22 protein-coding genes and 1 pseudogene are annotated in these 23,330 nt (G+C 47.8%); 11 read left to right on the plus strand and 12 right to left on the minus strand.

Going from position 1 to position 23,330, the window contains the following annotated elements; genetic code table 11:
- Window positions 1-70: 70 nt before the first annotated feature.
- Window positions 71-1,423, plus strand: a complete 1,353-nt coding sequence (locus N5E87_RS05365; RefSeq protein WP_086903685.1) for an NCS2 family permease — start codon at window positions 71-73, stop codon at window positions 1,421-1,423.
- 25 nt (window positions 1,424-1,448) lie between these two features.
- On the opposite strand, the gene N5E87_RS05370 is transcribed toward N5E87_RS05365, so the two are convergent.
- The 3 genes from N5E87_RS05370 to N5E87_RS05380 form a co-directional block, all read right to left on the minus strand.
- Window positions 1,449-1,880, minus strand: a complete 432-nt coding sequence (locus tag N5E87_RS05370) for a CBS domain-containing protein (RefSeq protein WP_011621846.1) — start codon at window positions 1,878-1,880, stop codon at window positions 1,449-1,451.
- A 101-nt stretch (window positions 1,881-1,981) separates the two neighbouring features.
- Window positions 1,982-3,784 carry a lysophospholipid acyltransferase family protein gene (locus tag N5E87_RS05375; protein ID WP_086022265.1) on the minus strand — a complete coding sequence of 601 codons (1,803 nt, stop codon included), beginning with the start codon at window positions 3,782-3,784 and terminating at the stop codon, window positions 1,982-1,984.
- Between the two features lie 89 nt (window positions 3,785-3,873).
- Window positions 3,874-4,956 (minus strand): UDP-2,3-diacylglucosamine diphosphatase, encoded by a 1,083-nt coding sequence (locus N5E87_RS05380; protein WP_279775138.1) that lies wholly within the window; start codon window positions 4,954-4,956, stop codon window positions 3,874-3,876.
- 355 nt (window positions 4,957-5,311) lie between these two features.
- Here N5E87_RS05380 and N5E87_RS05385 point away from each other — a divergent pair.
- From N5E87_RS05385 to N5E87_RS05400, 4 genes and pseudogenes are all read left to right on the plus strand, one after another.
- A pseudogene (locus N5E87_RS05385) lies at window positions 5,312-5,644 on the plus strand (transposase); the annotation flags it as partial.
- Between the two features lie 85 nt (window positions 5,645-5,729).
- Window positions 5,730-6,707, plus strand: a complete 978-nt coding sequence (locus N5E87_RS05390) for a transposase (RefSeq protein ID WP_099456835.1) — start codon at window positions 5,730-5,732, stop codon at window positions 6,705-6,707.
- 432 nt (window positions 6,708-7,139) lie between these two features.
- Window positions 7,140-7,364, plus strand: a complete 225-nt coding sequence (locus tag N5E87_RS05395; RefSeq protein WP_037424339.1) for a hypothetical protein — start codon at window positions 7,140-7,142, stop codon at window positions 7,362-7,364.
- A gap of 78 nt (window positions 7,365-7,442) precedes the next feature.
- The gene (locus tag N5E87_RS05400) at window positions 7,443-7,775 is read left to right on the plus strand and encodes a hypothetical protein (protein WP_037424342.1); all 333 of its coding nucleotides are present in this window, start codon (window positions 7,443-7,445) and stop codon (window positions 7,773-7,775) included.
- 467 nt (window positions 7,776-8,242) lie between these two features.
- Here N5E87_RS05400 and N5E87_RS05405 read toward each other — a convergent pair whose 3' ends face one another.
- Window positions 8,243-9,601 (minus strand): YjiH family protein, encoded by a 1,359-nt coding sequence (locus N5E87_RS05405; protein ID WP_279775139.1) that lies wholly within the window; start codon window positions 9,599-9,601, stop codon window positions 8,243-8,245.
- A 702-nt stretch (window positions 9,602-10,303) separates the two neighbouring features.
- Between N5E87_RS05405 and N5E87_RS05410 the strand changes: the two genes are divergently transcribed.
- A complete protein-coding gene (locus N5E87_RS05410) occupies window positions 10,304-11,023 on the plus strand; it encodes a DUF998 domain-containing protein (protein ID WP_086904660.1) in 720 nt (239 codons plus the stop codon).
- A 15-nt stretch (window positions 11,024-11,038) separates the two neighbouring features.
- On the opposite strand, the gene N5E87_RS05415 is transcribed toward N5E87_RS05410, so the two are convergent.
- Both N5E87_RS05415 and N5E87_RS05420 read right to left on the minus strand, forming a co-directional pair.
- Entirely contained in the window at window positions 11,039-11,911 is an 873-nt protein-coding gene (locus N5E87_RS05415) for a U32 family peptidase (RefSeq protein WP_279775140.1), read from the minus strand.
- A 31-nt stretch (window positions 11,912-11,942) separates the two neighbouring features.
- Window positions 11,943-12,944: a peptidase U32 family protein gene (locus N5E87_RS05420; RefSeq protein ID WP_224020886.1), complete on the minus strand. Its 1,002-nt coding sequence runs from the start codon at window positions 12,942-12,944 to the stop codon at window positions 11,943-11,945.
- Window positions 12,945-13,082: 138 nt separating this feature from the next.
- Here N5E87_RS05420 and N5E87_RS05425 point away from each other — a divergent pair, with 138 nt between their 5' ends.
- On the plus strand, window positions 13,083-13,619 hold the full coding sequence (locus tag N5E87_RS05425) for an SCP2 sterol-binding domain-containing protein (protein WP_086904659.1): 537 nt from the start codon (window positions 13,083-13,085) through the stop codon (window positions 13,617-13,619).
- 86 nt (window positions 13,620-13,705) lie between these two features.
- Here the strand turns inward: N5E87_RS05425 and N5E87_RS05430 are convergent, their stop codons facing one another.
- Both N5E87_RS05430 and yegQ read right to left on the minus strand, forming a co-directional pair.
- Window positions 13,706-13,957 (minus strand): YfhL family 4Fe-4S dicluster ferredoxin, encoded by a 252-nt coding sequence (locus N5E87_RS05430; protein WP_011621854.1) that lies wholly within the window; start codon window positions 13,955-13,957, stop codon window positions 13,706-13,708.
- A gap of 3 nt (window positions 13,958-13,960) precedes the next feature.
- A complete protein-coding gene (gene yegQ / locus N5E87_RS05435) occupies window positions 13,961-15,325 on the minus strand; it encodes a tRNA 5-hydroxyuridine modification protein YegQ (RefSeq protein ID WP_279775141.1) in 1,365 nt (454 codons plus the stop codon).
- Window positions 15,326-15,698: 373 nt separating this feature from the next.
- Between yegQ and N5E87_RS05440 the strand changes: the two genes are divergently transcribed.
- Together N5E87_RS05440 and N5E87_RS05445 are read left to right on the plus strand one after the other, a co-directional pair.
- Complete coding sequence (locus N5E87_RS05440; protein WP_037415376.1) at window positions 15,699-16,538, plus strand: HDOD domain-containing protein; 840 nt, start codon at window positions 15,699-15,701, stop codon at window positions 16,536-16,538.
- Between the two features lie 85 nt (window positions 16,539-16,623).
- Window positions 16,624-18,153, plus strand: a complete 1,530-nt coding sequence (locus N5E87_RS05445; RefSeq protein ID WP_037415378.1) for a bifunctional diguanylate cyclase/phosphodiesterase — start codon at window positions 16,624-16,626, stop codon at window positions 18,151-18,153.
- Here N5E87_RS05445 and N5E87_RS05450 read toward each other — a convergent pair.
- Both N5E87_RS05450 and N5E87_RS05455 read right to left on the minus strand, forming a co-directional pair.
- Window positions 18,142-18,555 (minus strand): thioesterase family protein, encoded by a 414-nt coding sequence (locus N5E87_RS05450; protein ID WP_037428549.1) that lies wholly within the window; start codon window positions 18,553-18,555, stop codon window positions 18,142-18,144. The two genes, N5E87_RS05445 and N5E87_RS05450, sit on opposite strands and share 12 nt — an antisense overlap.
- A gap of 173 nt (window positions 18,556-18,728) precedes the next feature.
- Window positions 18,729-19,985 (minus strand): adenylosuccinate synthase, encoded by a 1,257-nt coding sequence (locus N5E87_RS05455; RefSeq protein WP_086904658.1) that lies wholly within the window; start codon window positions 19,983-19,985, stop codon window positions 18,729-18,731.
- A gap of 135 nt (window positions 19,986-20,120) precedes the next feature.
- On the opposite strand from N5E87_RS05455, the gene N5E87_RS05460 reads away from it, so the two are divergent.
- Window positions 20,121-21,014, plus strand: a complete 894-nt coding sequence (locus N5E87_RS05460; protein WP_086904664.1) for a LysR family transcriptional regulator — start codon at window positions 20,121-20,123, stop codon at window positions 21,012-21,014.
- A 15-nt stretch (window positions 21,015-21,029) separates the two neighbouring features.
- On the opposite strand, the gene N5E87_RS05465 is transcribed toward N5E87_RS05460, so the two are convergent.
- Entirely contained in the window at window positions 21,030-21,848 is an 819-nt protein-coding gene (locus N5E87_RS05465) for a transporter substrate-binding domain-containing protein (RefSeq protein ID WP_126512657.1), read from the minus strand.
- A gap of 203 nt (window positions 21,849-22,051) precedes the next feature.
- On the opposite strand from N5E87_RS05465, the gene N5E87_RS05470 reads away from it, so the two are divergent.
- The gene (locus tag N5E87_RS05470; protein WP_011621862.1) at window positions 22,052-22,480 is read left to right on the plus strand and encodes an OsmC family protein; all 429 of its coding nucleotides are present in this window, start codon (window positions 22,052-22,054) and stop codon (window positions 22,478-22,480) included.
- 89 nt (window positions 22,481-22,569) lie between these two features.
- Here N5E87_RS05470 and N5E87_RS05475 read toward each other — a convergent pair whose 3' ends face one another.
- Window positions 22,570-23,190, minus strand: a complete 621-nt coding sequence (locus N5E87_RS05475; protein ID WP_011716182.1) for a TetR/AcrR family transcriptional regulator — start codon at window positions 23,188-23,190, stop codon at window positions 22,570-22,572.
- Between the last annotated feature and the right edge of the window lie 140 nt (window positions 23,191-23,330).

Genomic DNA, 23,330 nt, shown 5'->3' on the forward strand with positions numbered 1-23,330 from the left:
GCCAGCGTCGCCAATGGTTAAGCCAATTGGTATCGACCCTATTTTAAGAGATCACAAGGTATAACAAGATATGTCTGAGCAATTGAGTTCAACAGCCGTACCCTCTGGTTCGTTTCTGGACCGTTTTTTTTCAATTCAACAACGTGGTAGCACTGTTCGCCAAGAAGTGATTGCAGGGTTAACCACCTTCCTCGCTATGGTGTACTCAGTGATTGTGGTACCCAATATGTTAGGCAAAGCGGGATTCGATCCCGGCGCCGTGTTCGTCGCCACCTGTTTAATTGCCTCCTTCGGCTCGCTGCTGATGGGGCTCTGGGCAAATCTACCCATGGCCATTGGTTGTGCGATTTCACTCACCGCCTTTACCGCCTTCGGTTTAGTGTTAGGTCAGGGCATGAGTATCCCTGTGACCTTAGGCGCCATCTTTTGGATGGGGGTGATTTTTACCGTCGTGAGTGTCACGGGCGTGCGTCAATGGGTGCTGGCTAACTTACCCAAGGGGATTGCCCATGGTACAGGTATCGGTATTGGCTTGTTTTTACTCTTAATTGCCACTAACAGTGTGCAGTTGATTGTGGCCAATGACGCGGGTCTGCCAGTGAAGTTAGGCGACATTAACAGCCTGCCCGTTATCGCCACCGTACTGGGGTTAGCGGCCACTATCGGTTTAGAGCGTCGCGGCGTACCCGGCGGGATTTTATTGGTGATTATCGGCCTATCCCTGTTCGGTTTAGTGTTTGATCCAAGCGTTAAATTCCAAGGTTTCTTCGCCGTGCCTGATTTTACCTCTGAGCACTCGCTGATTGGCCAAATGGATATTATGGGCGCCTTGAATCCTGTGGTATTACCGATTGTACTGGCGCTGGTGATGACGGCGATTTTTGATGCCACTGGCACCATCCGTGCGGTCGCGGGGCAAGCCAATCTGCTGGATAAAGACGATAATATCGTCGGCGGTGGCAAGGCATTAACGTCAGATTCTGTGAGCAGCATGTTTGCGGGTATCGTTGGTGGCGCTCCTGCTGCCGTGTATATCGAATCGGCAGCGGGTACTGCGGCGGGCGGTAAGACGGGTTTAACCGCGACTATAGTGGGCGGATTATTCCTGCTGATGGTGTTTTTAGCGCCACTCAGCTATTTAGTGCCTGCCTATGCTACGGCGCCTGCGTTGATGTATGTGGGGCTATTGATGCTCAGCAATGTGACTAAGCTGGACTTTAATGACAAGGTCGATGCGATGGCGGGATTAACCTGCGCCGTATTCATCATCCTCAGCTGTAACATTGTGACGGGTATTATGCTTGGCTTTGTGACTTTAGTGGTTGGCCGCATTTTTAGCGGTGAAATCCGTCAGCTTAAGTTAGGCGTGCTCGCCATTACGCTGGGTCTTGTGGCCTTCTATATGGGCGGCTGGGCGATCTAGTTTATAAAGTTGAAAGCGAGTGCCGTTAGCACTCGCTTTCATTGACCTCATTGTGTTCACAATAGGCTCGCAGTAAATCCTTCCAAGTCACTATCCCGACCAAATCGCCATTATCGAGCACGGGCAAACAGCCAATATTGTGTTCTAGCAGGGTGTGCGTCGCAGCATCGAGCGACACATGTGGCGCAACGGTAACGGGATTACGGGTCATCACCTGATGGACGCGTTTTTGTAGGGTTTCGAGATCCTTAGCGGTTTCGGCACTGCTGCCCAAATTCGGGCTGATGGCACGCAGTAAGTCGCGCTCCGACAATACCCCTTCGAGTTTATATTCATCCACCACCAGCAGATGGTGGAAGTTTGCCTGATCGAAAATATCCTTCGCCACGGTTAAGCGATCGTCCATTTCGACCGTGACGACTCGGGTACGCATAATATCGGCGATAATGATCGGCATGATAAACCCCTTCCTAGGACGTGTATCGTTAATGCACTGTATTACAGATACTTATAACAGACCGATGTTTATTTAGCCAATGTATTAGGGCGGATTTGTGCCTAATCCTGTTCGTCGGTTTCGTCCTCTGCCATCAAGGGGTTGCGTAAGTCTTCGGGTAAATGGGCGCCGATATAACGCTGGTACTTTTTCCCCTTCAGTTTATGGGTATCGACCAAGACTAAGCCATCGACACAGTCACCAAAATCGGCATCGATCCCAAAGGCGAGAAACTTCACCCCATCCTGCTTACACAGCTCGCCATACTGCTTGTACAGGGTTGGTACCGCGGCGCCCATACTCGCCAGCATTTGTTTGAGTTGCTTAAAGTGGCTTTGGTAATCCTCGCCCGAATAGAGTTCATCCAACTGCAACTTACGCTGCTTGGACAAGCCAAAGGGCGACATTGACACCGCTAGCTGCTGTGCTGGCGCAAACTCCTTGGAGTAGAAATGCACTAACATCTCCCGCGCGCTGCCAGGCAGTTGATTACTGATGGAAACAGGGCCGAACAGGTAGCGGTATTCGGGATGTTTGGCGAGGAAGGCGCCAATGCCAAACCAGAGGTAGTCGAGACTGCGTTTGCCCCAATATTTGGGCTGCACAAAGCTGCGGCCAAGTTCTAAGCCTTGTTTAACAAAGGGCATAAAACCGTCGGCATATTGGAACAGGGATTGGCTGTAGAGGGCGTTGTCGCCGTAGCGATTTAGCACTTGCTCGCCGCTGGCGAAACGATAGGCGCCGACAATTTCAAACTGCTCTTTATCCCACAGCACCAGATGTTGGTAGTAGGAATCATATTTATCGATATCTCGGCGTTTGCCCGTGCCTTCGCCAACGGCGCGAAAGGCGATTTCCCGCAGGCGCCCAATTTCGCGCATGATGGGGTTGCTGTCCTGATGCTGATACAAATAAATCAGCTTGTTATCTTGGGTTTCGCCGAGGAGTTCACATTGTTGCAGCGCCGCCTGTAGCTCTCGGCGCGACTCAGGGTGGGCGATGGCGCTTTGGGTGATAAACAGTGGGTCTTTATCTTTACCGATGCGATACAGATGATTTTTAAGCAGTTTTATCTTGGTCTTTAGCGGAAAGTCCATCGAGCGTACGGCTTCGTTCGGGATAAGCTCGCCGATACGAATGGGCATATTGCGTTTGGCCTGTTTAAACATCTCCTTGACCAGTAGCAATGTGGCTAAGGGTTTGTAAATCATCGAGGCGCCGTAGAAGGTGGCCGAGTTTTTAGCATCCAAAAAGATTGGCAGCAGCGGTGCATTACAGGAAATCGCCATCTTCAAAAAGCCCGAGTGCCACTGGGTATCGCGCACGCCGCTCGGGCGCAGGCGAGAGACTTCCCCCGACGGGAAAATCAGTACCGCGCCTTCATTGCGCAGATGCTGGTGGATTTTTTCGAGGTGCTGTTTCGGCGTACCGCCCGTCATATTGCGCACTGGCAGCAGGATAGAATGCAAAGGCTCGAGTGCCATCAGGAGCTCGTTCGCCACAACCTTGATATCGGGGCGAATTTCGCTGACCAGTTTAATCAGGGCGAGGGCATCGAGGGAGCCAATTGGATGATTGGCGAAGATCACCACGCGGCCCTCACAGGGAATATTTTCGACCTCGTTGGCGGGCACGGTAAAGCTAAAATCGAAGCTGGCGAGCACTTGCTCGACAAAATCGACCCCTTGCAGATAGGCAAACTGATTGGCTATCTCGTTACATTGTTTTTCATTCAACAGGTAACGCAGCATTGCCTTAGTCGGCTTGGCTAACCAAGGTTTATCCTTGAGGGCGGGCAGGTTTTGCTCCACCACATTATCGACGGTAAAGATCATCGAACTGGCTTTTAAGGCGGGCAGTGGCATGGCTGCGTCCTGCGTTAATGCGTTGGCGCTTAATGTGTTAGGGCTTAATGAATCTGCGTTTGGGGTATGAGGTGTTAATGGGTTCATGATTAGGCAACATCCCTTGGTTGGATTTCTGCTTGTTTGGGGCTGTGTGTGGCCGTTTGTGGAATAGGTGTTGGGGCGTTAACAGGCGCTTGGGGTGGCGTTTGCGCCAGCACAATACTGCTCAGAATATCGAGGTTTACGCTTTGCTCGTTCCAGCGGCAGAGCTGTAATTCCCCGTTTAAGGTTTCGGTGATCAAACTGCAGTTTTCGACCCAGTCGCCATCATTGGCATAGATTATCTGGCGCTTATTCGGCGTGCTGTATTGGTTATCTCGAGCGTGAACCGATAACTCTGGCTGGTGGATATGGCCGCAGATGACGCCATCTACATCATAGTGCTGGGCATAATTCACTACGGCCTGGCGAAAACGGGCGATAGCCGTCTGCGCCTTGCCAACGCGGGATTTGATATAGCTGGCGAGTGACCAATACGGGTAGCCTAAACGCTCTCGCAGGCGATGGAGATTGCGGTTGAGGAACAGCAACAAGTCGTAGAGATGATCGCCCAAGATGGCGTAGAAGCGGCCAACGCAAACATCGGCATCGAACTGATCGCCATGCAGCATTAACAGTTTGTGGCCGCCAATCCCCTGATGAATATACTGGCGAGCAATTTTGATATTCAGCAGCGTCAGTTCGGCATAGGGCTTGATTAACTCATCGTGGTTACCCGGCAGATACATCACCTGAGTGCCGTTTTGTGCCAGTTCAATCAGTTTTTGCAATACCTTATTGTGACTCTCGGGCCAGTGCAGGCGGCGTTTGAGCGCCCATAAATCCACAATATCGCCGACCAGATACAAGTGCTGGCAACGCACGGTATTTAATAGGCTTAACAGATAGTCGGCTTTGCAATCCTTACAACCTAGATGGATATCCGATAGCCAGAGGGCGTTAACTGTGATGGTTTGGTTATTTGCGGCGTAGCTGGCGTTGGCAATATGTGGGGTTGAGAAGGAAGTAGTGTTAACACTGGATGGAGCATTGTCGGAAGAGTTGGAAGGAGTGTTACGGGAAGAGTTGCGGGGAGTCTTGAGTGCGTCGATAAGCGTGCGATCAAGTCCCCTGTAATTAGCTCCAGTCATCTCATATTCACCCTATGCGGCTGTTGACTGCCTTAGAGGTTAGTGACGGGCTTTGACTGAATGATGAAGCTTAAGTGACATGCAGATGACAGCAAGGTGGATTAGGCTGGAGTTAACCCGTCAAGATTTAGATCTGGATACAATGAGAACAGGCTGGGGATTTAACTTACTTTAGCCTAAAGCTAGATTGTATTATCGCTAGGTGTGCAGGATGAATTGCCATTGCTTCCCCTGTGACACGCCATAAACTCATCCCTGAGAGCTTCCCGACTTCCGAAATTGGACACCCAGCTTTAATAGCGCGGTAGTAAACCTCCTACTATGCTTTGGTTAAGCATTGAACAAGGAGGTTTGTATGCCGCGCCCTCGTAGAACTCAGATAAGTCTTGAAGACACTCCCTATTACCATTGCTGTAGCCGCGTTGTTCGGCGGGCTTTTTTATGTGGCGATGATAGTTACTCGGGTAAAAACTATGACCATCGCCGTGTTTGGGTCGAGTCATTATTATTTGAACTTGAAGTTGTTTTTGCTATTGATGTGGCAGCATTTGCGGTGATGTCGAATCATCTGCATGTGGTGCTGCGGGTGGATATCGACAGTGCAAATCGTTGGACTGACCGCGAAGTGCTTGAGCAGTGGCATAAGTTGTTTAAAGGCGATGAGTTAACACAAAAGTTCGCCAAAGGTAGTCCGAAATTGGACACCCAGCTTTAATAGCGCGGTAGTAAACCTCCTACTATGCTTTGGTTAAGCATTGAACAAGGAGGTTTGTATGCCGCGCCCTCGTAGAACTCAGATAAGTCTTGAAGACACTCCTTATTACCATTGCTGTAGCCGCGTTGTTCGGCGGGCTTTTTTATGTGGCGATGATAGTTACTCGGGTAAAAACTATGACCATCGCCGTGTTTGGGTCGAGTCATTATTATTTGAACTTGAAGCCGTTTTTGCTATTGATGTGGCAGCATTTGCGGTGATGTCGAATCATCTGCATTTGGTGCTGCGGGTGGATATCGACAGTGCAAATCGTTGGACTGACCGCGAAGTGCTTGAGCAGTGGCATAAGTTGTTTAAAGGCGATGAGTTAACACAAAAGTTCGCCAAAGGTGAGTTAGTTGAAGCGCATGAGGTCAGCAGATTAAAGCATTCAATCGCCCTTTATCGCAGTCGTTTGTGTGATATTTCATGGTTTATGCGCTGTCTCAACGAACCGATAGCAAGACAAGCAAATCAAGAAGATAACTGCACAGGCCGTTTCTGGGAAGGTCGTTTTAAGTCACAGGCTCTACTCGATGAAGCTGCGGTGTTAGCCTGCATGACTTACGTTGATTTAAATCCGATTAGATCACAACTGGCTGATACACCTGAACAATCCGACCATACCAGTATTCAACTACGTATTCGGGCCGCATTAAAAGGTGAGCAGCCGAGCAATCTACTGCCTTTTATTGGTAATGAGTGCGACAACCAACCCAATGGCATTGCATTTTCCTTAACGGATTACCTTCAATTGGTGGATGATACCGGCCGAATCATTCGCAATGATAAACGTGGATGCATCAGCGAAAGTAGCGCCAAGATACTGAACAGATTAAATATTCCCCATGACAATTGGCTCAAGCTGACAACCGAATTTGGCAAGCTATTTTACGGTCCAGTGGGCACCTTGCAAGAACTGACCGATTACTGCGAACACTTAGAAAAGCGACGACGGCATTTTGCTAAATGCTGCCAGCACTTTAACAGTAACTGACAACTGCTTATATCACTTCAAAAGCCTCATCCAGAACACATCCCAAGCACTATGGGCCAATTTATTTCGTCTTAAATACCTCATTTTTTAATGAGTTAGCGCAATTTATTGCCTTAGATGCTGTCCCCGCGATTGTTGATTGTCCCTATTTAAACCATTTTAACTCGGACCAGTTGTAGGCAAACATAAAGTGCATTATGTTATTGATTTATATTGGGTGGCTGGATTTATTGTAGGTAACATGTACTTTACTTCTACTTAATCCATCCATAGATAGTATTGTCATTATGGAAATTGCTAAACAGTATTCCGATAAAGTTGGTGAAGAGTTTCTTAACCTTTCGCGTCATACTGATTTATAACAATGCGCATCAATTGACAAAATATAGTGCCAAATATTTTGCAACTGTGCTTAGCGTTATGGAGTAATACATGAACGTAGCACGTGATCTTCATAATAGATGGCTTGGTGGCGAACAGATTGCAGGTGTGAAATTTTTAATGAATGACTATGTCGTGGTTGCATTTGGACGGCACGCCGGTCTATGTGGGTCTGTTGTATCTGTAATTAAGTTTGAGCCTAACCCGCCTTACGTTGTAGAAACAGAAAAAAATGGGGACATTGAGGTCAGGGAAAATGAGATTCACCACCCATAACAAGCGGTTGCAACGCCGCTACAGCGCTTCGCGCTTACAAACTGCGGTTGAACCGAACGTTATGCCTAGGGAGCTGTGATGAAGTTTTTAGCTGTCATAGCCATCTTGTTCTCTCTTCATGCGGAAGCAACTGAAGAGAAATTGCTGTGCGAACATAGAGAATTGCTTATTGAGCCAGATATGCAAATGAAGGAAAGTTTTTTCACTGAAAGTAATGCGGAGTCAGCTAAATCTGAATTAGAGAAGCTTGATTTAAGCAGCAATGATTTGATGATTCAGTTCGCCATTGAAAACAACAGCCGAATTGTGCGTGGCTATAAACTGCGAGCCAGAGCTATCGAGTCCGACAATAAGGAAGATATCAAATCTTTCTGCGATTTCTATGTGTCTGAGGCTTTCTATCACGACTAAAGGCAAACAAGGCGCAGTAACACGCAACTTACAAACTGCTATAGTACTTGGCGTTAATCCATAGAAATTTTTATCCGAAACTGACGAGTTAGAGTTAAGGCTTCAACTAGGAAACTGTCCCAAAACATGCTGCGTATTTCTTTTTAAAACTTACAGATTACGCCAACGCTAAATAGGTGAGCCATGGAGGTTTGCGAGACGACCGTCCCCCCCATGGACGGGGCGGTCGAGCATCCACGGATGGACTCGCTGCGTGTCATCGAGCAAATACCATGGGTCGCCCTTTTATATTGAACGTTCTTTTATCCCAACTGAGTTATATGATGATGAGTGGAGTTTGTACGACTAACCCACTCTCAACGAAGTAATCAAAACTGCCTGTTTGTGTATGAGTTCGTGTTTGAATCAGTATAAAAAAGGGGAGTCAGTTAATCTGACTCCCCTTGATATTTAAGGTGATGTTGCGCTTAGAACAGCAGGTGAGCCACGCCAGCAATTACTGGCAGAGTCACTAAGGTGCGCAGTACGAACACGACAAAAAGCTCAACAAAATTCACTGGGATCTTACTGCCAATCAGCAGTGCGCCCACTTCACTCATGTAAATTAGCTGGGTTACGGATAACGCGGCAATCACAAAGCGGGTCATATCCGATTCGATAGAGCTGGCTAAAATCGACGGGATAAACATATCGGCAAAGCCAACAACGATAGTTTTAGAGGCTTCGGTGGCTTCTGGGATATGCAGCAGTTCCAGTAACGGAATGAATGGCATACCTAAGTAATTGAAGATAGGCGTATGCTCGGCGATGATCAGCGCGGTGGTACCAATGGCCATTACCACTGGGATAATGCCAAATACCATATCGATAACGTTTTTAATCCCTTCATTTAGAACGGCTTTGACACCACCAGCACTGGCAGCTTTCTCGAGCGCTTTATCAAAGCCCCAAGAGAGTGCGCCGTGTCCTGCGGGGATCATCTCATCATCGGGTTGACGTGGCGTATCGTCGATATAGTTATCCTTCTTCCACGACAGTGGCGGTAACTTAGGTACAATCACGGCCGCCGCAAAACCCGCTAAACACACAGTCAGGTAGAAGGGCACAAACATATGCTCTAACTTCACCTGTGAGATCACCACTAAGCTGAAGGTAATTGACACCGCCGAGAAGGTGGTACCGATAACTGCGGCTTCCCTTTGGGTGTAAAAACGCGCTTCGTATTGCTTGCTGGTCAGCAGGATCCCAACGCTACCATCACCTAACCAAGAGGCCATACAGTCGATGGCGCTGCGACCTGGCAGGTTAAACACTGGGCGCATCACTTTGGTCAGCAGGGTGCCAAATAGCTCTAATAGACCGAAGTTTAATAGCAGTGGCAGCAACATACCGGCGAAGATAAACACCGAGAAGAGTACCGGTAACAAATCGTTCAGTACTAAGGCGCCAGTGCTTGAAGAGTTAATCGCTTCGGGGCCAATGCCAAAGTAGGTCAGCACGATAAAGACAGCGCCAACGACACGGGTGGTAAGCCACAGCGGGCTGATATTGAGTAAACCATTGAGGAAGTGATTGTTCAGCACAAACTTAGGTTTGAGTAACTTTGTCAGCAACGAAGCCAAGGCCATGGCGACAACAATCACAGTCACGATTAAGGTTAATACATCGCTTAACACGCTTTGCAGTGCTTTAGAGATGATTGCGATGGGAATAGTTATCGCATCGTTATAGCTGATAGGGGTCATAAACAGCAGCAGACCGATCAGCGAAGGGACGATAAAGGTGAGTATCGTCTTAATGTTGCGGTTTTTATGTTCAGTAGCCAATGGTGTACACCTTAAAGTACGAGTCGCACAAATAAACTTGAATCAATGCTCTCTCAAAACCGCATTCTTTGCTGGGGTGAGGTGCATTTTCATTCAACTCAAAATCGAGAAGGGGGAAGATTACTCGCTTAGCGCCGCCATGTAAAACGATTCGGAAATTTGTTTGAGATAAGCAGCAAAATAGCATAGTTATTTGGGCGATTTCTAATGAATGTTTTGGGTGCGAAATTACGTTTTGATGCGGTTTATTTTTATTGAATCAAGTGATTACATTGTCATGTTGCGAATTGTTTATTGAGTTGTTTTGCTCTTGGGGTTATTGGTTTTTTTGTGATATTTTGTTCAAAATTTTCTCAATGGATCTTCACTAAATACACTTTTAGATGCTTTTTTGTCCATGAATCGTATCGGGGCTTCAGTTGTTGCTAACTTAATGTGAGCGAACTAACACTGGTGGCAATGATGGGTTAACCTTTTGGGACGATACAGCGATAATTGAATTTATTGTGATTATTTATTCATTTTTAACTTTGGATTTGCATATATTTTATTGAAAAATGACTAAATTCGGAGTGTTTTTGCGATGACTAAAAAATCGCGAATAGTGATGAAATAAAATATTACGCTAAAGAGGATAGGGGCCGCTTTAATTCTTTGTAATTCCATGTAAGTTAGTACTACTTTGGTTTGGCTAAATTATCCATGACTGTTATAAAAATGAATATGGCAACAAGGGGCTCGGCACTTGCCACTAAGTTTGGTTTCCTTGGTATTTTTGGATTGATGCTGGGGATCTGTGTGGCAGTATTCGGATTTGATTACTCTGAAACACGCTCCTTCAATTTTTTAAATCATACACTGAGTGAATTGGGAACCTATGGCCATTCTAGCTTTGCCGTGGTGCTCAATGGCGGTTTGTTTTTTGGCAGTTTAAGCGTTGTTTTTTATTGTCTTTCCTCCCTACAGACTGTAAGCGGGTTTTGGGGGTATCCTTTCTTTTGCGCTCTAGCACTGACGTTTTTAGCCTTGGCCTGTGTTGGGCTATTTCCGGTCAATGTGTATCACTTGCATATCCTCGCACTTAAATGGTTTTTCTACTTTGGCAGCTTAAGTGCAATTTGTTATCTACTATGGGTGGGATTCGGCTCGCAGCACCGTCAGCGCTTGACGATATTATTAGCGCTGTTGGTATTGCTCAGTATGATGACTTTTCTCTATGTGCCGCTGTTAGCATTGGGCTTAACGGAAGGAGACAGACCTTTCTATCAAGAAATGATACTGCAATTGCCAAGGCCCGATTTATGGTGGCCTGCATTGCTGGAATGGATTGGGCTTGGGAGTCTATTAAGTTGGACGGTGGCGCTGCTATTAACGCCACCATCATGTATCCCCACATTCACCCAGGAGCCAACGCTTGAGTGAAGTAGGCTATGTCTTTTATCTGACGAAGGATTTTAGCCCCGCTTCGCCAAACCAGTAACCGTTACAGTGCTCATCGCTAAGAGGAAACTGAGCGTCCGTTGCCTCGCTAGTTAATGCCTCGACCAGCGTATCGGCCTGAGTGATACAGGCTACGCTGCTGGGCGAAACCCGAAACACATCTACGCCAACCTTTATCATTTCATTGATTTCGCTGCGCAAATCGACACAGCTGGCCGACTGGGTTTGAATGCCATTTAACCTCAGCAAAGGCTGAGCTTCTTGGGTTTGTGCTAGTAAACCCTTGCTGTATTGGCGGCAAACGGTTTCGCAGCTGTCCTTCGACAAATGTCGATGCCTAGCGGTAAAGCAACGCGCCGAGTGGGCGAGCGGCAAGTAGCCATGGCCGAGCACTTCGACTTCGAATACGGGCTTTTGCGCGACCACTTGGCTCAGCCAAGCCTTTGACAGTTCTACTGGCATCACAAAGCGCTGCATGCCAAAGCGCTGCAAAATATCTAAACTGGCGCGGTTGTAGTTATTGATGCTGGCGCCGCAGACAAAGGGCAGCTTGTGCTCCTTGGCGAGATACACTGCCGCCATGTCGTTGGCCTCAATGCTAAATTCGCCATTATCGACCTGACGTTTAAGCTCAGTGTATTCCGAGGGCGCTTCGATAAGGGCGAGCGTTGACAGCACCACCTCTTTACCCGCAGATTTTAGCATTTTGGCCAGTTCGAGATAGTCACCAAATTTGAGTTCGCGTCGACGGCTACAGACGGCTTCACCCAAATAAACTAACGGGATCTGACTATTGGCCACCTGCTGATAAAAGTCGATGACCTGTTGTTTTTCCCAGCAATAGAGCAGTGGGCCGAGGGAAATTTTCATAATCGTTTCTTCTTTGTGGTTATCGCTAGGGCTATTGCCAGTCACGCTCGTAGGCGCCTAAGGTAGTAATTTGGCCTTCGGAGACTTTCGCGAGGGCTTGCTCCCAATGGGCCTGCGTCTGGAATTTATCTGGTTGATTAAGATAGGTATCAATCGCTTGGCGCCAAACCTTGGTCACCTGTTCTACATAGGCAGGGCTGCGCTGACGCCCCTCAATCTTGAGTGACACTATGCCCGCTTTGGCAAGCTCAGGCAGCAAGCTAAGGGTATTTAGGCTGGTGGGAGACTCGAGCAGATATTGCGGTTTATCATCGTCTTGGGTGAGATAACGGCCTTTACAGACGACGGGGTAGCCCATTTGTTCATCGAGCCCTGATTTATCAATCAAGACTTCGTTGAGGCGAGTCAGCCTGTCTTGGCCCTGTTCCTGCCAGCGCACGTGTTTCGCTGGCGAGCAAGAGCCACCAGTGTTTGGCGATTGACCGGTAACATAGGAGGATAAGTTGCAGCGGCCTTCGGCCATAATGCACAGACTGCCAAAGGCAAAGACCTCTAAATCGACAGGGCTGACCTTGGCGAGGTCGCGTACTTGTTTCATCGACAGCACTCTGGGTAATACCACCCGCGCGATATTAAAAGCCTCTTTATAAAAACTCAGTGCGCCCAAGTTGGTGGCGCTGGCCTGTACCGATAAATGCAGCGGAATATGCGGATATTGCCTGTGGGCATAGTCGAGCAGCGACAGATCGGCAACGATTAAGGCATCAACGCCAATACTGGCCGCCAAGTCGATAGCTTGATACCAACGGTGCTCCTCATTCGGCTTAGGAAAGGTATTTAAGGTGAGGAAGATTTTCTTGCCCCGCTGATGGGTGAGCTCGGCGGCTTCCTGTAATTTTGCAGGGGTGAAGTTTAAGCCCGCGAATGAACGTGCATTGGTATCATCCTTTAACCCAAGGTAGACAGCATCGGCTCCGGCCTGCAGCGCCGACTTTAGCGAGGCCAGGTTTCCTGCTGGACACAACAACTCCATAATGGTGCTCCCGATAAAATAACAGGGGCAGAGTGTAGGGAAGATTGAATGGCGGTGAATTGATTTAAAACAGGTTTAAGATCATAAAATCTCGGTAAACTGGGAGATATAGTGTTTTTTATCCTTAGGTAACCGCTTATGTCCGCTGTTTTTTCAGCTAATCTTGCAAAACAACTGCTCGAACTCACCCCAAAACTGATCCGTTTGCCACTCTCCAAAGTGCCCTTTAGCCTTAAGGCCAAGGTACTTAGCCAACTCTTAACGCAGCTGCTGGCGCCGCAGGCCGAAGATGGCGAGTTAGATTTCTTGACAGATAAATGGGTTGCGATTCGGGTTGAAGATTTAAATCTGTATTTTGAAGTGAGTTTCGATGGCCGCTGGCAGGTGCGTGAGCTGACCGATGCCCAGGTCAGCTTTAGTGCCAATTCCGCCGAGCTGTTATTGGTCGCTGCGGCAAAAGAAGACCCTGATACGCTGTTTTTCCAACGTAAACTGAGCATCGAAGGCGATACCGAGTTAGGGCTTGAGGTGAAAAACCTGCTGCTGAGTATTGAGTTTGCCAGCCTGCCGACACCCATTCGCTTAAGCGTTGAAAAGCTGGCCGATGCCATTGTGCGTTTGCAGCTTGAGGCAAAACCGACGGTGATTTTGGCTAAATCCCCAAGCTTAAGCTGATGCGAACTTGGCTGTAATCAACCGTTAAACAAAAGCCCCGCTGACATTGCGGGGCTTTTTGTTTAGCTTGGACGGGCGATGCTCACTCAAATTTTTTGCGTGAGTATGGCGAATTTGACCAACAGCTCGTCGTGGGACTCGACGCGGTTAGGGTCGGGGTCAATACAATCAATCGGACAGACGGAGACGCAAGTCGGCTTATCGTAATGGCCTACGCATTCGGTGCAGCGGTCTGGGTCGATTTCGTAGATTTCTTCCCCCATGGTGATGGCCTGATTCGGACATTCAGGTTCACACATGTCGCAATTGATGCAACTGTCGTCGATCAGTAATGCCATGCCTTAGCCTGCTTCGTGTGGGTTGCGGGTATCCTGACCTTGGGGCAGATTACGCAGTAAAATGCCGTGGTTCAGATCAACCTCTTTCGGCACGGGCAAGTAAACGGTATGGCCCGAACCTAATCCCGCTTCAACCGATTCGGCTTTGCGGTTTTCGAGTTGCTCGATGGTGAGGCTGATATTGCCCTGTGGCGTCATTAATTCAACACTATCACCGACAGAGAATTTGTTCTTCACTTCGATTTCGGCAAGGCCAGCCAGATTGCGTTTACCGGTTAATTCACCCACAAATTGTTGGGTATCGCTGACTGAGTAGCCATAGTCGTAGTTTTGATATTCATCATGTACGTGGCGACGTAAGAAACCTTCGGTGTAGCCGCGGTGCGCTAAGCCTTCGAGTTGGTTCATCAAGCTGCGATCGAAGCTCTTGCCTGAGGCGGCATCGTCGATGGCCTGACGGTATAGCTGTGCGGTACGGGCCACATAGTAGAAGGACTTAGTACGGCCTTCGATCTTCAGCGAGTCGATGCCCATTTTCGCTAAACGCTCAACGTGTTGGATTGCGCGCAGGTCCTTGGAGTTCATGATATAAGTGCCATGCTTATCTTCAAACGCTGGCATGTATTCGCCGGGGCGATTGGCTTCTTGCAGCAGGAAGATTTGGTCGGTCGCAGGACCCGCGCCTAAGGTTGGTGTTTCGATTTGCACCGCATTGGGGGTGGCAATGATATCGCCAGAGTCAGTTTGCTGTGCTTCGTGCACATCGTATTTCCAGCGGCAGGCGTTAGTGCAAGTACCTTGGTTTGGATCGCGCTTATTGATATAACCCGACAGCAAACAGCGACCCGAGTAGGCCATACACAGGGCGCCGTGGACAAACACCTCTAACTCTATATCTGGGCAACGCTGACGGATTTCTTCGATTTCATCCAAGGACAATTCACGGGATAAAATCACCCGTTTAATGCCTTGGGTCTGCCAAAATTTGACCGACGCCCAGTTAATGGCGTTGGCTTGCACCGATAAATGCACCACCTGCTCAGGGAAGGCCTCACGCACCATCATGATAAGGCCGGGGTCTGACATGATCAGCGCATCGGGCTTCATCGCCACTACCGGTTCCATATCTTTGATATAGGTTTTGAGCTTAGCGTTGTGGGGAGCAATGTTACTCACCACATAAAGCTTTTTACCCAGCGCATGGGCTTCTTCGATACCTGTAGCTAGGTTTTCCATTTTAAAGTCATTATTACGAACCCTTAGGCTATATCTCGGCTGGCCGGCATACACGGCATCTGCACCATAGGCAAAAGCGTAACGCATGTTTTTCAGCGTCCCAGCGGGAGATAACAACTCAGGTTTGAACATAATGACTCTCGAATTGGTTGGTAGATGGAGGCGCAGTGCGCGGGGGCGGCATTTTACACAATCAAAGTAGGGTTATGCAAATCACCTCGTCTAAGATTAGGTATAGTTCGCATTTTACGAATATACCCCTAAGCTAGGTGATGGCGGGGGATGACGCTTGTCTGTGGATTGACGACGTCTCGTCTGTTTAGTGCGATTTCGCTTAAGCGAATCAAGGGATAGCCAAGAAGTTTCGTATGCCGTTCTGGGTGAAATTGATAACAGCGTCATACAAATAATTAACGTCTGATGCTTTTTTCTGCCCATCAAATGATCGTCAACTGATATACTCCAACTATTACCGCTTTATGTTTGCAGATTGATGGGAGCGAAGATGTCTACTGAACATCTACTGTTAGTCGGATTACTTAAAAAATTAAAAGATGATGCCTTAGTATTGCCAACCTTGCCTGAAGTCGCCATGCGGGTGCAAGAAGTGGTGAGCCGCTCAGATGCAAGTCTTAAGCAAGTGGCTGAGGTGATTGGTCAAGATGCGGCCATTTCGGCGCGTATTATTAAAGTGGCCAACAGTGCCTTGTATAGTCGTGGGATTCCCGCCGAGAGTATTAATAGCGCAGTCTCCCGCATTGGCTTAATCCAAATTAAGAGTATTGCGACATCAGTGGCGATGGAGCAGCTATTTATTTCCACCAATGAAATGGTGTGGGAAGTGATGGATGAGGTTTGGCGTACTTCTATCGATGTGACGGCTGCGGCTTGTGCCATATTGCAGATGTACAATAAGCGTCGTCCTAGCCAGTTAAATTTAGACACTTTAACCCTTGCAGGTTTAGTCCATAATATCGGTGCTTTGCCTGTGCTCACCGAGGCGGAGGCCCATCCTGAGTTATTTACCAGTATTGAGCAATTGCGTTCTTTAGTACGTAAAATGCAAGGCCCTTTAGGTCGTGCCGTGTTAAAAAGTTGGGATTTTGCACCAGAGGTGATGGAAGTGGTTGAGCGATGGGCTGATTTGCCCTATTTACCCGACCATGTTACCTACTTAGATTTTATCCGTGCCGCGGCATTCTACACTGGCGAGTTACGCGCAGGAGCTGATTTTGAGCAGCGGATGGATGTGTTTGTTAGCCGTGGATTGCCCGTCTCGGCGAATGACTTAGCAAGTGATGAATTTATGGATAAATTCCATTCAATCAAAGAAAGTTACCAGTAATCCTAGGGCTTAGAAGGAAATTAATCTTGTCCTATGGTGAGGAAATATTGGTCATTAGCTTACGCTGTAAGATTGAGGCCTAGATATGGTTATTCTGGAGTTTATCAGTTTAGCGTTGGTTATCGTTTTGATCGCCGTGCTGTTTCTTTTACGCACAAGATCCCAAGCATTGCGCCAACAGCAGCAATTCTTAGCACAGTTATGCCCTCAACTTGAAAAGCAAAAGACTGACCGAAGCCCACTTAATATTGCAGATGTGCCGCAAGAGTATGCGTCCCTGTATCATTCCTTAAATGAGATGCTCGCTGCACTGCCAGCGGGCATGGGCAAAGATAAGCTGACAGGGTTAAATAATCGTGTTGGGCTTAAACGCGCACTGGCTTCGTTAATGCCTATCACACAAGGTACTTTAGTACTTATTGATATTTATCGTTTTCGCTATGTGAACGATCTTTTTGGGTTTGTGTTTGGCGATATTTTGCTAAAACAGTTTGCCGATCGGTTAACTGGCTTAAGCCTAAAGCCGAAACTGATTGCCCGCTTAAATGGTGATGAGTTTTTTCTCTATTATGAGCAGAGTTTGTCGCAGGAGTCGTTGCTGCATTTACGTGGTCGCTTGCAGGTACCCTTTAAAATTAAGGATACGCCAGTCAGTGTGCGCCTACAAATTGGCTGTTTGCAATTAGCGCAGCACCATGCCGACGTGAGTAATATGCTCAGAAGACTCGATTTAGCACTCAAAAAAGCCCGTTCAACTCGAATTGAAATAGCCTGTTACAGTGAGAATGACGATATTCGCCAGCTGCGAGAATTAAAGATTATTGATAGCTTGCCTAATGGTTTACAACGCAATCATTTATACATGGTTTACCAACCTAAGCAGGATGTTGCTTCAGGCGGATGCACTCAGGTCGAGGCATTAATCCGCTGGGAACATGAAGAGCTAGGATTGGTTTCTCCTGGGGAATTTATCCCACTTGCCGAATGCGCGGGTATGATCGATCTCGTTAGCCATTGGGCTTTAGAACAAGTGCTCCAGCAGCAGGTAAAATGGCGATTAGCGGGGATTTCTGTTTGTGTTGCGTTGAATTTATCGACTCGCGATCTCGATAGTGAAACCTTACCCCATGAAATCGATGCGCGCCTAAAGCATTACCAGTTACCGCCAGAATGCTTAATGATTGAAATTACTGAGAGTACTTTGATGGCAGATTTAAATAAAGCCGTTGATACCTTAGCGCAAATCCGCAGCCTTGGGGTAAAACTCGCCATCGATGATTTTGGTACAGGTCATTCTTCCCTCGCTTATTTAAAACATTTACCTGCAAACGAAGTGAAGATTGATAAAGCATTTCTTGAGGATCTGAAACCGAACGAACCCTCTGAATATATCCTTGAGGCCAGCATTAATATTGCTAAAAAACTCGGTTATGAGGTAACGGTCGAAGGCGTCGAAACCCAAGAGGTGCTTAATTTCTTAGTCAAGATGGGCGTCGATCGGATTCAAGGCATATGCTACGCCAAGCCAATGCGGGCAGTAGAGCTTGAGATGCACTGGCATCGACTTCGTCCTGCTCCCAAAATGCTTTGCGTCAATATGGGGTCACATTCCTAAGCTTAATTGAGTTATTAACTCTGCTGGCATCGGCGCGAGTTGTCGCGCTTGATTCATACAGACCATTTCAATGGTGGCCGTAACCGCAGGTTTTTTGCCGTTGGGTCGCCAAATTTCCTGCAGCCATACAGTGCGGTATTTACTCTCAAAGTAGAACTTAGTGCGGATATCGATGATGTCGGCAAATTCCACGCCTTCGTGGCACAACATATCACTGCGATACACGGCGAAACCTAATTGTTGCTGTTGCCAGAGCTCGCGTAAACGCTCGGCGCCAATCACATGCTCACGGGCGCGCTCGAAGTATTTCAAAAAGTTCGGGTGATACACCACACCAGAAAAGTCGGTATCTTCGTAGTAAATTTGCACAGGAAAAGAATAAGTCGGGCTAAATTGCGGCATAAAATCATCGATATAGGATTATTCATTTGAGCGCAGTCTAGCGGTTTATTTTGTGAAACAAAACCCAAGAGAGTCGCTCAGTCCCATTGGAATGGGGGATGAGTATAAAAAGCAAAAGTAAAAAGCCATATTCGCCGAAACGAATATGGCTTTTTTGTAGGGTAATCGATGCGTTAGCGAATGATCATTTGATCGCGCTCAGGTCCAACTGACACCATGCTGACGCGCACGCCCATGAGGGCTTCGATGCGTTCAACATAATGTTGTGCAGCCTTTGGCAGACTTTCGAAGGTACGGCAAGTGGTGATGTCTTCACTCCAGCTTTCCATTTGCTCATACACTGGGCTTAATGCAGCTGTTTGTGGCCAAATTGGGTTCTCAGTGTGCTCACCGTCGTAGGCAACACAAATCTTGAGATCTTTCATGCCTGTCAGACAGTCAATCTTGGTCAGGGCGATTTCAGTTGCGGCTTGCAGCTCAACACCATTGCGAGTAGCAACGGCATCGAAGTAACCCATATCACGTGGACGACCCGTGGTTGCACCAAATTCGTTAGCGTTTTTACGGAAATCATCCTGCTCTTCCATCGCAGTGACTAAGGTGCCAGTACCAACGGATGAGCTGAAGGCTTTAGCTACGGCAATCACACGCTCTGGGCGCAGAGCCGGTAAACCACTTCCTAGACCTGCGAAAGCCGCTGTCACGTTAGAAGAGGTCGTGTAAGGATATTCGCCGTAAATCAAGTCACGACCGGCGCCTAATTGCGCTTCAAATAACAAGTTAGCATCTTGTTTTTGTAAGGCTTTTAATGGCTCAGTCACGTTGCAAATAAATGGACGCCATGGGGCGGTCACCTCTAATAACCACTGAGTCATTTCTTCTGCTGTTTGGTTGAAGTCACAGCTTGGGTACAGTGCTTTTAACTGTGGCAACTTCCAGTCGAGCATAAATTGAATGCGTTCTTTCAGCACTTCCGGTTGCTTTAGCCAGCCAACCAGAATGCCTTTTTTCATCACGCGATCGCCATAGGCAGGAGCGATACCTTGACGAGTTGAACCGTAGGCCAGATCGCCTAAACGTTGTTCTTCTAAGGTATCTTCCAGCGCATGGATTGGTAAGCAAAGGGTTGCGCGGTCAGAAATACATAATTTAACTTCAATGCCAGCCGCTTCGACTTCGGCGATTTCAACACTGAGTTTTTCAGGGCTGATCACCATGCCAGGGCCAAGTACTGCAACGCAGTTTGGATTGAAAATACCGCTAGGTAATTGGTGTAATTTAAAGGTGCCAAAGTCGTTAACGACCGTATGACCTGCGTTGTTACCGCCTTGGAAGCGGACACTCGCTGCAGCATCTGCGGCTAAATAATCTACGATTCGGCCTTTGCCTTCATCACCCCAATTTGCACCAACAACTACGATAGACGGCATAACATCATCTCCACAGGAATTAAGCGATTATGCTAGACCTGCTTAATGAATAAGAGAAATTAATTATAGTTATCGTCGTGATAAGGAAATCATATATCATAGGGTGAGCTGAATTGATGGATGGAGATGAATGCGATGCTCGAACTTCATTGGTTAAAGACCTTCGTGACCTTAGCCGAGTGTAAGCACTTCGGAAAGGCGGCAGCGGCGCTGCATATGACGCAGCCCAATGTCAGCTTGCATATCAAACAACTGGAGCAGAATACTCGAGTTAAGTTGATTGAGCGCAATCCGTTTAGGCTAACTCAGGCGGGGTTTCGTTTGCTCGAGAGCAGCCAGAAGACCTTGATGGAACTGCAAGTGTGTCAGGCGGATCTCAATGCCATCAACGATCTCAGTCAAGGCACCTTGACCATAGCGGCCAGCGATATCATTTCGCGTTTGCTGCTTATTCAGCCATTTCAGTTATTTAAAGCGGAATTCCCCGGGATTGATTTTTCCCTGCTTAATACCACGTCTTCCCAAGCCTCAGAATTGGTGACTAATGCCGAGGCGGATTTAGGCTTTGTGATCGCGCAAAAGGAGAGTCAGCCGCTGCATTTTACCGAGTTACAGCAAATCAAATGGTGTGCCTTTGGGGATAATTTGCAGCTGTGGCAGCAAAGCCAAGCCAGCCATGATATGCCCCATGCGGAGCGGCCGACTTTGATTCTGCTCGGCCATGATACTCGTACCCGCGAGTTGCTCGATCCCGCATTACCGACCTTAAATTTACCCCGTTATCGGATCATGGAAGTCGGCAGTGTGGATGCGCAAATCGATTGGGCCGAGGCGGGCTTTGGGGTGGCAATTGTGCCTGAGTTTTCGATTTACACTAAGACGCACTTAAAGAGTAAAGTCACGCCATTGCCGCAGTTTCCGAGCACCAGTTTGGGTTACATCGTGCGGCAGAATCAGATCCTCTCGAAAGCGATTAAGCAGCTGCTACATTGGGTGAACCAAGAGATTATCCGTACTCAAGGCAGCTAATGGCGGTTTGAAAGGTTACTTAGTGCTAAGCAGTTGTTGATACTGTCCATTGGCTTTTAACTGGGTTAAGCCCAGATCCAGCTCTTTAGCGAGTTGTGCGGCTTTGGGGTTTTGCTTCGAAAAGGCCAGATAAATCTCGCTGCTGTGGTTATTAAAGGCGGGGATCACATCGTCACTGACGCCCATTTTTTGCAGGTTTTCCTGCGCGACTAAGTCGAACATGACCGCTGCATCGACTCGGCCAATCATCAACAGATTAATCAGTTGCTGTTGGTTGGCGACCGTGATGACATTCAGTTGGCGCTGTTTCACCAGTTCGGGAAACTCATCGCCATACTCATAACTTTTTATGACCCCGACTATGCTGCCTTTGGGAATTTCCCATTTATTGGCGGCGATGAGCGGGCGTTGTTTACGTTGATAAAAAGAGGCTTTCGCCACAAATAGCGGCGTGTTACCAAACACAAAACGTTGCTCGGTACTCGCCTCGCGGGTCACGTTAAAGACTCCATCGACGGCACCTTTTTCGGCCATCATAAGGGCGCGGCTATAGGGCACGACTAGGCTGTTGACTTCCACTTGAGATTGTTTGAATGCCGCCGCGATAAGGCGATGGGAGATCCCTTGGCCAAACTGATTGGCAAACGGTGGCCAGCTGTCTTCGGCGGCTAAGGTGATGCTATGGCCTGCGGCTTGTGGGCTACTTTGGCTTTCTTGGGCAAAGGAGGAGTGGCTTGTGGCAGAGAATAAAAATAAGCAAGCCGCAGTCAACAACGTCAGCGGGTTATTTATTACACGCTGAAATTCATTCCTTGTTGGGCTGCAAACACGCATCTTATTTCCGTATCATCCTATTCCTAATCGGAAATTTATATCATAAGTGCCTATAACGAACCTAATGATTTTGCGATTTGTGATGTGGCCGAGATTGTTTATGACAAAACGAGTTAGGCCATAAAACTGTGATCTTAAGTTGTGACTTTTGGTTTTTTAATTATTAGAATAATCTGATTGAAAAAAAACTAATGGAGTAAGTCATGGCGGATAAAGTCGTTGAAGTCACCACACATATGGGAAGCGGTTGGAAGGTTACGGCGCAGGTACGTGAGCATTTGCTGATTATCGATCAACCCAGCGCGACCAATGAAGGCGCTAATCCCTTAGAGACCTTTTTATTTTCGCTCGGAGGCTGTATTTCGGCGATTGCTAAGATGGTTGCGCGTGAGCGAAATATCACCATTCACCAGTTCGATGTGCATGTCAGAGCCGTGATGAATTCGGCTGGATTACTAGGCCAGCCTTCGGATGATCCTGTGGGATTTAAAGAAATTGCCATCAATGCCAGCATTGATGCTGATTTAACCGATGCACAAAAGAGTGAGTTTTTAGATACTGTGTGTAACCGTTGTCCTGTCCACGACAATCTGCTGCGCCCAAGCTTAGTCACTCACCAAGTTCAGCACTAATCTCAAGATTAATTTCGATAGCGGCTTTAAAAGCATAAACCCCAGAGTTTGCTGGGGTTTATGTCAATGGCTATCAGCTAGTCGCACTATCACGCATTATTTTTCGGAAAGTTGGCTAACACTAGCTCGGCGACTTTGCGTAATTCTCCGGGGCATATGCCATTGGTGGCTTGCACTGCCATGCCTTGCAGCACTGTGCCTATATATCGAGACAGCAGCAGCGGATCGGCATCTGCGGGTAAATCGCCTTCATCCTTTGCCCGTTGCAGACGTTGGCATAGTGCCTGTTCTCCGTCACGGCGGCGGGTAATCAAGGTATCTTTGATCGCTTGTCCGGCTTCGCTACAGGCGAGGGCGCCTTGAACAATTAAGCAGCCTTGGGGATGACTCTCATCCACTAAAGATGATGCTGCGCCATAGAGCATGGCCTCAACCACTTGATAGGCGGTTTCTTTTTCAAGCGAAGGATAGAAAAATGCACAGGGGCGCTGCTCGTATAACTCGATCGCTTTCAGAAAAAGCTGCTCTTTATTACCAAAGGCGGCATATAGGCTGGGTTTGTTGATGCCCATGGCCTGAGTCAGATCGGTTAACGATGTACCTTCAAAACCTTTTTGCCAGAAGACTTCCAAGGCTTTGGCCAATGCATCGTCGGCGTCGAAGGCTCGTGGGCGACCTACGCAGGGCGTCTGGGTGACGGTTGACATCATTAGGCTCCTCAATTCTCAATTGCCCCTAGGATAGACATGGGTTTAGTTCATGTCCAGCCACTCTTGCCTGCTGTCTGCGGGTTAGGTGAGTAACTCACCAAAATATACGTCCATTCAAGCCCACATAGCACGTTCGCTGT

The organism is Shewanella sp. GD03713, from assembly GCF_029843705.1.
Lineage (GTDB): Bacteria > Pseudomonadota > Gammaproteobacteria > Enterobacterales > Shewanellaceae > Shewanella.